Genomic DNA, 12117 nt, shown 5'->3' with positions numbered 1-12117 from the left:
GAGAAATTCTATGCAAGTTGCGCGTACTCCTAGACTCATCCTGCGGCAGTTAACCCCAGCCGACGCTTCTTTTATGTTAGTCTTGCTCAACAGCCAAGGCTTTATAGAGAATATCGGGGATAGAGGAGTACGCACACTTGTGCAGGCTAAGGATTATATCGTCAATGGACCGATGAAAAGTTATGCCGAGTGCGGTTTTGGTTTTTATGCTGTAGTGCTCGCCGAGAATGGATTCACCATTGGCATCTGCGGTTTAATCAAACGGCCGACACTGGACAATGTCGATATAGGCTATGCTTTTTTGCCGCAATATTGGGGCAAGGGCTATGCATTCGAAGCGGCTAAAGCCGCTTTTGACTTAGGTAAAAGTTTAGGTATTGAGCGTATTGTCGCGATTGTTAGCAGTCATAATAGTGCTTCAAAAGCTTTGCTGAACAAACTTGGATTACACTTTGAGCGTTGTTTGCAGCTTAGTGATCATGATGCGCCTGTTGAACTGTTTGGTTAACGTTAACGTGTTGTTTATATAGGTTTTTATTTTATTGTAATTCCGTCTTCTTTATTCTAGAATTTCGCAAAATTTATCGTTGAGATATGGCAATCATATCTCTTATCGACGCCCCTCGAAAATCAGGCTCACTTAATCCCTCCTTGAGCCCTTGAGTACAGCAAAAGCGTAGCCCTTTTTTGGATGTAGCATAATGGTTTCGCAATTAAGTGAAGCAATGCTGGACGTGATCGCTGATGCCTTGGTAGACAAAGGCTATATCTTTTTATCTGACTTAGTTCCTTCCTGTATTAGCCAAGTACTATTGGAAAAAATTCAATCAACTGAAATATATGAATTAAAAGCTGCCTCTATCGGTCGAGGTTCTGAACAGCACTTAAATCCAGACATTCGCCGTGACAGAATACAGTGGCTAGAAGAGCAAAATGAGCCCGATGCCCAGTATCTTGAGTTGATGACACAACTCAAAAATGGCTTGAATCGTCGCTTGTTTATGGGCTTATTCGATTATGAAAGCCACTATGCGGTATATCAGCCTGGGGCCTTTTATAAAAAACATGTTGATGCACTTAAGGGCAGCCAAAATCGTATTTTAACCACAGTGTTTTTCTTAAATCCTGACTGGAAAGCGGCAGATTGTGGCGAGTTGATTATCTATGATGAAGCCGATATTGAGATTGAGCGCATCGCGCCTAAAATGGGCCATTTTGTGATTTTCCTCAGTGAGCGTTTTCCCCATGAAGTGACCAAAACCTTGGCCCAGCGTAATAGCATTGCGGGCTGGTTTAGGGTCAGTAACAGCGTGCATGGCTTTTAACTTTAGCTTTTAACTTCACCTGATAACAAACGCCTAAATACTGCCCACAGGTTTAGGTGTTTTTGCTCTTGATTGTCGCTTTTGGTCATAGTCATCATCAATCACTTATCGCGACTGCGCAATGTCATTGGCTATTTCTCGGATATTGATTGGCCATCACGGCGTGTTCTTCCGCAGCAGTATTTATTCCAACCTGTTTTAACTACCTTCTACTCATTTTTTCAATTTTTTTTACACTCTTAAGCTTTAGGTTATCTAAGCCGCCGAAAATGGAATGAATTTGTCCAATCATGCTGAAAATAGGGTGTTTTTTTATTCTCGTTTAATGTTAGGCTAGATAAAAACGTGCGCTACAACACACTTTTCTATCATCTAACGGAGGCGATACTGTGGGCTGTGAAGATAACTTAGGTTGTTTAAGTGGTGAGCATATTGTACTTGAGCCCTTATCTTTGTCCCATGTGGCGGCATTGAGTTTAGCCGTGACAGATGGTCAACTTTGGCGTTTATGGTTTACCAGTGTCCCTGAGCCAACTGAGATGAAGCTCTATGTGGCTAAAGCACTCGAAGAAAAAGCGCGAGGCCAGAGTTTTCCCTTTGCGGTGCGGGATAGAGTGTCAGGGGAAATCGTCGGATGCACGCGAATTTGCAACTGGGAGTCTGATAATCGCCGTCTTGAGATTGGATACACTTGGTATGCTAAACGTGCCCAGCGCACTGGGATTAATACTGAAGCTAAACTGCTGTTATTGACCTTTGCTTTTGAAACCTTAGACGCCATTGCCGTTGAGTTCCGTACTCACTGGCATAATCAAGCTTCGAGACAAGCCATTGCAAGACTGGGCGCTAAGCAAGATGGTGTATTGCGAAATCATAAGATTCTTAAGGACGGTACGATCCGCGATACCGTGGTGTATTCCATTATTGATACCGAGTGGCCAACGGTGAAAAACAGTCTGCAATTTCGATTGCGACAACGACCGTCAACACTCTAATGATAAATAGGAAAAGCCCATGGCAAGCATCATAACTCGAGTAGATGTGACTCATGTCCATGAGGTTGCAGTGTTATTCAATGAGTACCGACAGTTTTATGGGCGTAGGGATGATCTCGCGGCTGCGGAGCAGTTTATTTATTCAAGAGTGTCAGATGGCTCATCGGTGATATTTATAGCTAAAGATAATCAAGGGCTTGGATTAGGTTTTATTCAAATGTATCCCAGTTTTTCATCGTTACGTTTGGCCCCTATGTTGATCCTCAATGATGTGTATGTGACTCAACATGCCCGATGTGTCGGTATTGGGCGGGCATTAGTGCTACAGGCCGCCAGTTATGCCAAAGCGCATAATATGAGTTATTTGATGTTAGAAACACAGCAAAAAAACCAGCGCGCGCAGGGCTTGTATGAAGGTTTAGGCTTTGTGCGTAACCAAGATTTTTATATCTACGAACTTGAGCTCCACCGAGGGCTTGAGTAGGTTTATTTATGGCGATTAAAAGGAAAAGTAACATGTTAACTCAGGTAAAAACGTTAGTATTAGGTGGTTTAGTCTTAAGTGCCAGTACTGCAGTTTGGGCTGATGAAGCAGAAAAAGCGTTTAGTAAAGAAGCCATTGAATGTGCCGCTTACTATCAAATTAGCTCAGAAGCCATTGGGGCGATGAATGCACCACAAATGCAGGCCGTGGGCGAGCGTTTAAAAAGTTCTAAAATTGAGTCTGAGAATTTAGCTAAGAAATACAGCTCTGAAGCAGAGGTCACTCAAGCGGTTGCCGATGCTAAAGCCCGTCAAATCGAAAGCTTAGGTGGGTCAAGCAACTTAGGTGCGTTAATGGGTAAATATAAAGAAGAATGTAAAAACCTGTTAGCCGATCCACAAAAGCGTTTAAATTATTGGACTATGGCGACGATGTAATCGTAGGTTTTAGTCAGGGTAATCGTTTACGGATTGTGAAGAGAAGGAGCCTGATGGCTCCTTTTTTGCTTTAAAGTACAAGCACTAAGGAGCTGATGGGGTCATTCATATTGAGTCGGTTTTCCCATAGATTTTAGCCCCGTTTGGTTTAGGGGCTGAGAACCAAGTTGCTTATTTTCGCTTGGCTGAAACTCAATCGCAGTTTTTAGGGTCCTAGTTACATGGCCAAGTATTTAAGCCTTGGGTTTAAATTCTCCCCAGTTTTAAATTCTTAATTCAGTTTACGATATTCAAAGATAATCACATATGAGTACTAAATGGGAGCACTATGGTATTAACAATAATGGCAGCGACTGTTTTGAGTGCTGGAGTCTGTGGCTACCATTTAATCTATGGTAAGCGGGTTTTATTGGCGCCGCTCTTGAAGGCAAATGTGTCACAGCAAAGCAAGCAAATGCTACTGTGCTTATTTCACTGCCAATCGGTATTTTTTGTGGTTTCAACGGCTGCACTTTTAGCCTGTGCACTAAAGGTGATCCCTGGGATGTATGCCTTTAGCCTGTTGTTATTCCTTGGGATGAACTATGGGATCTTTGCGATTTGGCAGTTTTACATTGCCACTCTGAGTCCACCAAATAGTGGCCAGATGATCATAGTTCAAGCGCTGATTTTCTTACTCATTGGTATTTTGGCTATGCTAGGGCCACTCTTGTCTGCCGCGTAAATTGCTCATGAGAACTTGATAAATCATCGCGATTGAAGCGTAAGAGTTTGAAAAAATAAACAGCGAATTATGGGGTTAATTGAATACCGTATTGGGCGGCGAGTTCAGCGAGTTTACCATTATTGATGAGCAGTTCAATCCAGTGTGAGAGCCTTTTGCTATCGAGCTGTGAACTGGGGTTGAGTAAAATACCATTGGCGTATTTTTGGTCCCATTCATCTGATATTAAAAGTAATTTCCTCTCGTCTGGATGAACCTTTAAATAATACTGTAAGTAAGAGTTAGTCACGGGTGCTATGTCGGCGCGTCCACGCAGAATGCTTTCGATAGAGGCGTTATTGTGACTGACGAACAAGGGACGAAAATGCTTTGCCAGCGTGTTCGCATCGGTTTCAAAGTGGGCAAACTGGTAGTGATATCCTTTGATGAACGCAATTGACTTGTTGGTTAAGTTTTTGAAATAGCTTTGGTTATGAGCTTTAGTTTTAAGTGCAATAAAGACTTCACCATCTATCATATGTAGTGGAATAAACTGAGTCGCTATTTTTTGCCATCCCCAAGCGGGATTCTCAAAGAGCATCATGTCGAAGCGACCTAAGGAATAGGCTTTATATCTGTGCTCAATACTGGTGACGGCAAATTTAAAGACCACTTCTTGTTGTACTTGATTTAATGCATTAATGATATCGAGTGTGAGACCTGTGTAACGGCCGTCTTGTTGTTGATGGACATAGGGAGCAAATTGATAACCACCGACATGAATTGTCGGAATTGACTCGGGAATCGCTGGCGACTGAACTTTATCTTGGGCGATAGCCGTGGTAAATGCGCTAATGCTTAAGGCTAAACAAAAGAGTAGACGACACAACTGGCTCAATATCATAGTCACCCCTTGTTATTTTTAGCATGAATGATTTTTTACAAGTATACACAATTTAATTTGTTCAATGCTGTCGATAAAGTGCGAATTTTAAATCTGTCATAGTAAGCTAGCGCAAACAGGATGAGGGAGATTTCACATTGAGCAAGATAAAATCTCAAGTGTGTGGTTGGGTTGAACAGGGACATATCACGCAAGAGCAGGCGAATAAGCTTTATCGACAGGTGACAGTCTTGCCGGATGGGTCGAGTTGGCGTCGCTTAATCGCTCATTTATTACTCTGGTTCGGTGCGTTAAGTTTTGCCTGTGGGGTGATTTTTTTCTTTGCCTATAATTGGCAATCTTTGGGGCGATTTGCCAAATTTGGACTGATTGAAGTGGCGATAATACTCGCTATCAGCGCATTTGCTTGGCTCTATTATCGTGCCAACATTTATTCCCCTGTTAGTTCTTATCGTAAAGATAGCACTTTTGGTGCGACGAGCGCCAATGGCGTGCTACTGGCCGCAAGTGTGTTAGTTGGTGGCTTATTAGCGTTAGTTGGGCAAACCTATCAAACGGGCGCCGACCCTTGGCAGTTATTCGCGCTATGGGCATTTGTTATCTTACCCTTTGCTTGGGTGGCGGGATTTGATGGTTTATGGCTGTTGCTGGTGGGACTGCTAAACCTTAGCATAGGGATATTTCTGGATTCCTTTTCCCATTTCTGGGGATTATTTTGGGGCGCTCAAGGACAATTGCTGATCTTTATCTGTTTGAATTTAGTTATCTATTATGCTTTTGTACTTTTAGACCACAAAGTCGCGGGGCGCTGGCATGCGCCAATCCTTGAATATGCCTGTTCATTGTTTGCTATGGGCTGTTTTACTTGGTTAATCACTTGGCTTATTTTCGACGATTTCCTTGAACGTGATACCTTCAGTACTGGGATCTTCTGTGGTTATTTTGCCCATCTGATATTCGGATTCGTTATTTTTCGTTATAGATTACCACGCATATATCCCTTGGCCTTGGGCGGTTTTAGCTTGATTGCCGTAGGCGCCGCGTTACTGATAAAGCTGATGTTTGAGGATAATGACCCCATAGGTGGATTTTTGTTTATTGGGCTTTATATCATTTTGGCAAGCACAGGTTTGAGTATTTGGTTGAGGGAGCTAAGCCGGAAACTTAAACCTCAGTTTGTAGGAATCGCCACCCAAGGGAGCGTGGGTGTGGGAGATGTTCATGAGCAACAATAATGGTTTACAGGATAGCGAAATGATCACTCGACCCTGCACTGATAGTGTTACGTCAATCGACGCTTCGAGTGAATTAAGTCTAATCAAACTCTGGCAAGCTTTGTATGCCGAAGGCAATGTTAGTGCAGCTCAAATGCCAGAAGACCATGATATCCCTTGGTATATTGCCACTATGCAGGCGTTTGCTGCTTGGATAGCGGCGTTGTTTTTATTGAGCTTTATGATGGCAGCGTTTGGTGCCATTTTTGAGCATGTTGAAGAAGATGTCATTTTATTTATCGGCTTAACCTATTTAGCCTTGGGGATTGGGCTGTATTTTTTACCGCGGCAACAGATTTTTATTGAACAATTTGCTTTTGCCGCCTGTTTGAGTGGTTTGATCAGTGTGGCATGGGGATTATTTGATTTAATTAACAATGATTTTAGCCTCACATGGTATCTCTGTATGGCGGGTATTACATTGTTATTGTGGGGCTTGATTGCCCATGGGCTAGCCCAGTTTGTATTCGCTTTTTGCTTAAGTTGGTGCGTGATTGGCCTGATGGCAAAATTTGAACTGCTCAATTTTAGCCCGAGCCTTTTTGCCGTAGTCATTAGTCTAGTGTTATTAAATATCAATCAGTTCGGGTGTCATTATCGCAGGGCTCGGATGCTCATCTATGGTTTTGCACTCGCGTTGCTTTCGTTGCAGTTGATGCACGCTTTTAGTATGGACAGTATTTTTGAAGCCTTATTTAGCCCTTGGCAGCAAAGCCTGTGGCTGACACTGACTCATCTGTTGATTATTTTCGCTATTTGCGGATTTTTATTGGTGACAATCTTGCGCGAGCGCCAGCAATCACTAAGCTCACCAGCGGCGCTAGGGTGTGTTATCGGTTTAGTCATCGTTAGCGGTTTATCCTTACCTATGCAGGGTTTATCAACGGCTATTCTATTGATCTTGCTTGGTCATTATTGCAACGAGTCTTGGTTGAAAGGTATGGGAATGGTGTCGGCGCTGTTATTTGTCAGCGGGTATTATTATTCCCTAGAGACGACTCTGTTACTTAAATCTGGTTATTTGATGGGCTTAGGCGCCTTGCTGTTGGTGGCAAGGTTAGTGATGTGGCGGTTATTTCCTGCCGATGAAAATGCCAAGGAGACTATGTGATGGGAAATGTGATGGGCAATGTGAAGGGAAAACTGTCGGCCCCACATAAATGGGCGCTGGGCATAGTACTGTTCACGACTGTTGCGATTCTCGCTGGCGTGAATTGGCGCATTTTCAAATTCGAACAACTGCTTAATCACGGCCAAGTGGTGCGTTTTGCATTAGCACCGGTCGATCCGCGCTCATTAATGCAGGGTGATTACATGGCGCTTGAATATGCCATTGCGCGCGATGTGCGTAGCGCCTTAGCGCCGCAACAAATGCAGGGCCAGTTATTACTGGCTGTTGATGGGCAAAAAGTGGCGCGTTTTGTAGACTTTTATACCGACCAAGCACTCGGTAAAGATCAATTACGAGTGCAGTTTCGTGTCCGTGGTAATCAAATTAAGCTCGCATCGAACAGTTTTTTCTTTGAAGAAGGACAAGCCGATCATTTTAGTGCAGCTAAATACGGTGAGTTTAGAGTGAATTTGCAAGGTGAGTTGCTGCTCGTCAGTTTACTCGATGAAAAGCTTCAGCCCTTATAACCCTGTGTCAGAATTGTCATCCATTGGTTCTGCTTACTTGATTAACCTCGATTTATCTCTGGCCGCACTGTGTAGTGCGGCCAACATCTCCCGTACTGCTTTCTTCCTAGTTCTGATCGCTAAATCGCACGAATAATATCCACCTTAAGTTGCAACTTTGATGCAACCAATTTGTAACCTTGGCCGCCTATAGTATCGTCAGTCTTCGAGGTGACATCACCTTGAAGCATCTAAGCGCATCAATTAAATACCAAATATTAAAACAATACATTTAGGGGTCTCAATGTTTAACACTAAAACTGTGCTGGCGTTAGCCATCAGCAGCGTTTGTGGGCTTGCCCATGGCGCGGATAATTTGATCATTTCTGAATATGTCGAAGGCAGCAGCAATAATAAAGCTATCGAACTGTATAACCCAACCGCGGGCGTTATTGATTTAAGCCAATACCAATTGCGCTTCTATTTTAATGGCAGCACAAACGTCGGCACGACCATTGCGCTCACTGGCTCATTAGCGGCGGGGGCGACTTATGTGGTTGCCGATAATGACTCTTCTGCCGATATCCTTGCGGTTACAAATCAACAAAGTACCGCCAGCTTCTTTAACGGCGACGATGCGATTGAACTGACCTATCAAAATCAAGTCATTGATAGTTTAGGCCAAGTCGGTGTTGATCCCGGTGCCGAGTGGGGCAGTGGTGATCTCTCCACTCAAGATAATACCCTGCGCCGTAATCCTGATCTGCTGATTGCCGATCCTATCAGTACCGATGCAGTAAGCTTTAGCACTTGGCTAGGTTTTGCGAAGGACGATGTTTCTGATCTTGGTAAGTTCAGTGCGGGTACGCCAACCGATCCAGTCGATCCTCCACCAAGCTCTTTAGTGTGCGGCGAAGAGGCCACAGCAATTCATGCGCTTCAAGGCGCGGGCGCTGCTAGCCCTCTCAATGGTCAAACTTTAGTGGTTGAGGCGGTTGTCGTCAGTAATCAAGAAGCAGGTCTTAAGGGCATTTTTGTACAAATGGCCGATAACGAAGCCGATAGCGATCCCCAAACCTCGGAAGGTGTGTTTGTATATACCGGCACTGCGCCCACAGCTTATGTGGCGGGCGATCGTATTCGTTTAAAAGCTAAAGTCACTGAATATCAAGGCTTAACTGAACTAACGACTTTATCAGAACACAAGTTGTGTGCTACAGGACAAACGTTACCAAAGGCCGCGCTAGTGGCCTTACCTGTTAACAGCAGTGATGATTTTGAGCCCTTTGAGGGCATGCGTGTTCGTTTTAGCCAAGATTTAGTGGTGAATGAAGTCTATAACCTCGGTCGTTATGGCGAGATTTCATTAGGCAGTCAGCGCCACTTTATTGGTACGCAGGTGGCTGCACCAGGCGCGGATGCGCTAGCGGTGAGTGCTGCCAACCAACGTGACAGTATTTTATTGGATGACGGTTTAACGGCGCAGAATCCTGATCCTGTGCAATTCCCCGCTCCTGGTTTGAGCGCATCAAACACAGTGCGTGTAGGCGATAAAGCCACATCGCTTACGGGTGTAATGCACTATGGCTTTAATCTGTATCGCATTATGCCAATCGAAACGGTGAACTTTGTGGCGGAAAACCCACGCCCAGTTGCGCCCACATTGGTTGAGGGGGGTAATCTAAAAGTCGCTAGCTTTAACGTGCTTAACTACTTCAATGGTGATGGCCAAGGTGCAGGTTTCCCAACCGCGCGTGGTGCCAATACCTTAAGCGAGTTTGAGCGTCAAAAGGCGAAGATTGTCAGCGCCATGGTGGGCATTAGTGCCGACGTATTCGGTTTGATGGAAATCGAGAACGATGGCTTTGGCGCCAATTCAGCCATTGCTGATTTAGTCGCAGGTTTGAATGCTGCTGTGGGTGAAGCGCGTTACGCTTATATCGCGCCAACAGGCATGAATGCGATTGGTACCGATGCCATCACAGTCGGCTTGATTTATCGCAGTGATAAAGTCACGCCGCAGGGTGCTGCGCGTATTTTATCCGGTGCGAATTCGCCATTAGATAGCGATCAACAGCCCCTGTTTGACGATAGCAAAAACCGTCCAATGCTGACGCAAGCCTTTAGCGTGAACGGCAGTGAAGAAGGCGTGGTTGTTGCGGTTAATCACCTTAAATCTAAGGGCAGTGAATGTGCGGGCGAACCTGATCTTAACGACGGTCAAGGCAACTGTAATATCACTCGTACCCGTGCGGCGACGGCTGCAGGTCAATGGATTAGCGAGCAATATCCAGATCAAGGCGTGCTGCTGATTGGTGATTTGAACGCCTATGCGAAGGAAGATCCATTAACGGCTTTAGGTAATGCAGGCTTTAGTGAGCTGTTTGCCAAACTTGAAAAGCCAAATCCTTATTCCTATGTGTTCTCGGCTGAATCGGGTCAGTTGGACCATGCTTTAGCAAACGCTGCCCTGCTGGATAAAGTGGTGGATGTGACGCAGTGGCATATCAATACCGACGAACCACGTGTATTGGATTACAACGAAGAGTTTAAGACGCCTGCTCAAATCCAAGACTTATTCGCAAGTGATGCTTATCGCTCATCGGATCACGATCCTGTGGTGATTTCACTCTTGCTCGAAGTGGAAAAAGTCGCGCCAGTGGCCAGTTTCACTCAAGTGGTGAATGGCGCTGCGGTGCAACTGACATCCACTTCAACCGACAGCGACGGACAAATCGTGTCAGCCGAGTGGAGCTTTGGTGATAACACTGCCGCAGTGGGTGAGGTAGTGACTCACAGTTACAGCCAAAGCGGTGAGTATCTGGTCACGCTAACTGTGACTGATAACGACGGCCTAACCCATAGCACGTCGCAAATGGTGACAGTGGTTGCTGATAACGTGAAACAACCACCCGTTGCGCAAATTCAGCGTATCAATTTACTGTTCGTCGATATGTTTATCTCGACTAGCTATGATACCGATGGTGTGATCAAGCAACATAAGTGGACGTTCGACAATGGTACTCGCGCTAACGGTCAAGTGGTACTGCGCCTTGCCCGCCGTGGACAACACACTGTTGAACTGACCGTTAAAGATAACGACAAGTTAACGGATACCACAACGCTGACTTACCGTTAAGCCAGTCCTTTTATTCCGCTGATATTTAAAGTGACGCCAAGCCCGCAGCCGCGGGCTTTTGTTTTTGCCTAAAAGCAAGGTAAAGTTGTCGTCAGTTGTGACGCATCAATTGTCATTGTTTCCCCAGTGACTCGCCGCCTCTGTATTTAACAAGAAGTATCCCTGAGGGCTCTAATAAAATATCCCTGTTTTAGAAGGTTACAGGTGCAACAATGACAATCCTCATTAACCCTATCGTTGTTCGATTAGCTGAAAAGCTAATGCCCCAAAGTTTACCACAGCTTGAAGTTCAGCCATTTTTTGTCTGATAATTTGAGATACATAAAGTAATGACTACCAAAAAGTAAGGCCTGACCATCAGGGATTGCATAAACCGTTACAGTTGATCAGACTTTGAAGTGATTCTCGGGAGCAAAATCTAGTATTCGGCGTTAGCTTTGGGTTAAAGCACTTCTGCTCCATTCTTAATTGAAACCAGTAGACTCGTCGTATCAAGTTTGGATATTGACCGGCCTTTGTTAATGAGTATTGTTGTGCTTACAGCTATTCTGGAAAAATAAGGCAACAAATCAACAAATCAACAAATCAACAAATCAACAAATCAACAAATAACGTGTGATTTTTCTTTTTTTCTATATGTATAGAACGTTAATTGGGATCTGAGGTGACGATAAAACAAGAAAGTAACCTGTTGATTTATTGAGCAGTAATAGTGCAGCAATTCAGCGCAAAATGTTTAGCCATGATTCAACCATGTATGGTTGGGGAGTAGAGCCCCAATGCATTAATCTTTCGTTAATAACAACCGCTGGTGAGCTCACCACTCTATAGTCCATCATCACTTCTGGATTTGACTCCATAATCAAGTTAATACTGATGCCACGATTAGTCGCTATAGTAGTGATTAACGCTGCTGTACTTGTGCATTTTGTGCATCCATTGCCCAAAATTTTTATGTATAGCATTTTTACACTCTCACAAAATGGATCATTCACTCAGTGCCACTGTTATTGGAGATAGGATAAGGACACTTTGCAAAAATTCACTTTAATGCGATAACGGTTAAAATCTATGTGCGCACTATGCCTTTTGGTTTTATTCTAATCAACTAGAGCTTCATTAAAATTTAGGTGTTTTTCTTAAATTTTTGTTAATCTTAGTGTGCTTAATTAAGGTAAAAACGTAAGTATTCCGTACAACTGATGACCTAAGTAGTCTTCGCTACTCATACACTTAAGC

12 protein-coding genes are annotated in these 12117 nt (G+C 44.1%); 10 read left to right on the top strand and 2 right to left on the bottom strand.

Annotated features, from left to right (window positions below; translation table 11 throughout):
* Positions 1–10: 10 nt before the first annotated feature.
* From L5L94_RS10655 to L5L94_RS10630, 6 genes are all read left to right on the top strand, one after another.
* Entirely contained in the window at positions 11–508 is a 498-nt protein-coding gene (locus L5L94_RS10655) for a GNAT family N-acetyltransferase (protein WP_131525839.1), read from the top strand.
* Positions 509–701: 193 nt separating this feature from the next.
* Entirely contained in the window at positions 702–1325 is a 624-nt protein-coding gene (locus L5L94_RS10650) for a 2OG-Fe(II) oxygenase (RefSeq protein ID WP_028760290.1), read from the top strand.
* Positions 1326–1714: 389 nt separating this feature from the next.
* Positions 1715–2320, top strand: a complete 606-nt coding sequence (locus tag L5L94_RS10645) for a GNAT family N-acetyltransferase (protein ID WP_173245348.1) — start codon at positions 1715–1717, stop codon at positions 2318–2320.
* A gap of 19 nt (positions 2321–2339) precedes the next feature.
* Positions 2340–2804: a GNAT family N-acetyltransferase gene (locus L5L94_RS10640; RefSeq protein ID WP_173245345.1), complete on the top strand. Its 465-nt coding sequence runs from the start codon at positions 2340–2342 to the stop codon at positions 2802–2804.
* Positions 2805–2836: 32 nt separating this feature from the next.
* Complete coding sequence (locus L5L94_RS10635; protein ID WP_105252762.1) at positions 2837–3241, top strand: hypothetical protein; 405 nt, start codon at positions 2837–2839, stop codon at positions 3239–3241.
* A 328-nt stretch (positions 3242–3569) separates the two neighbouring features.
* Positions 3570–3965, top strand: a complete 396-nt coding sequence (locus L5L94_RS10630; protein WP_105252761.1) for a hypothetical protein — start codon at positions 3570–3572, stop codon at positions 3963–3965.
* A gap of 67 nt (positions 3966–4032) precedes the next feature.
* Here the strand turns inward: L5L94_RS10630 and L5L94_RS10625 are convergent, their stop codons facing one another.
* A complete protein-coding gene (locus tag L5L94_RS10625; RefSeq protein ID WP_263163096.1) occupies positions 4033–4848 on the bottom strand; it encodes a substrate-binding periplasmic protein in 816 nt (271 codons plus the stop codon).
* 137 nt (positions 4849–4985) lie between these two features.
* Here L5L94_RS10625 and L5L94_RS10620 point away from each other — a divergent pair, with 137 nt between their 5' ends.
* The 4 genes from L5L94_RS10620 to L5L94_RS10605 all read left to right on the top strand — a co-directional run bounded on the left by L5L94_RS10620 (position 4986) and on the right by L5L94_RS10605 (position 10878).
* Positions 4986–6083, top strand: a complete 1098-nt coding sequence (locus L5L94_RS10620; protein WP_263163094.1) for a DUF2157 domain-containing protein — start codon at positions 4986–4988, stop codon at positions 6081–6083.
* A complete protein-coding gene (locus tag L5L94_RS10615; protein ID WP_263163093.1) occupies positions 6070–7233 on the top strand; it encodes a DUF4401 domain-containing protein in 1164 nt (387 codons plus the stop codon). Before L5L94_RS10620 ends, L5L94_RS10615 begins: the two co-directional genes overlap by 14 nt.
* An 11-nt stretch (positions 7234–7244) precedes the next feature.
* A complete protein-coding gene (locus L5L94_RS10610) occupies positions 7245–7760 on the top strand; it encodes a GDYXXLXY domain-containing protein (RefSeq protein WP_173496570.1) in 516 nt (171 codons plus the stop codon).
* Between the two features lie 283 nt (positions 7761–8043).
* A complete protein-coding gene (locus tag L5L94_RS10605; RefSeq protein WP_263163091.1) occupies positions 8044–10878 on the top strand; it encodes an ExeM/NucH family extracellular endonuclease in 2835 nt (944 codons plus the stop codon).
* A gap of 722 nt (positions 10879–11600) precedes the next feature.
* Here L5L94_RS10605 and L5L94_RS10600 read toward each other — a convergent pair.
* Positions 11601–11843, bottom strand: coding sequence for a thioredoxin family protein (locus tag L5L94_RS10600; RefSeq protein ID WP_028760280.1), 243 nt, complete (start codon positions 11841–11843; stop codon positions 11601–11603).
* Positions 11844–12117: the final 274 nt, after the last annotated feature.

Origin of the sequence: Shewanella sp. SM21 (assembly GCF_025654335.1) — a bacterium.
Classification (GTDB): Bacteria; Pseudomonadota; Gammaproteobacteria; order Enterobacterales; family Shewanellaceae; genus Shewanella; species Shewanella oncorhynchi.
This window is presented reverse-complemented; position numbering and strand designations above follow the sequence as displayed.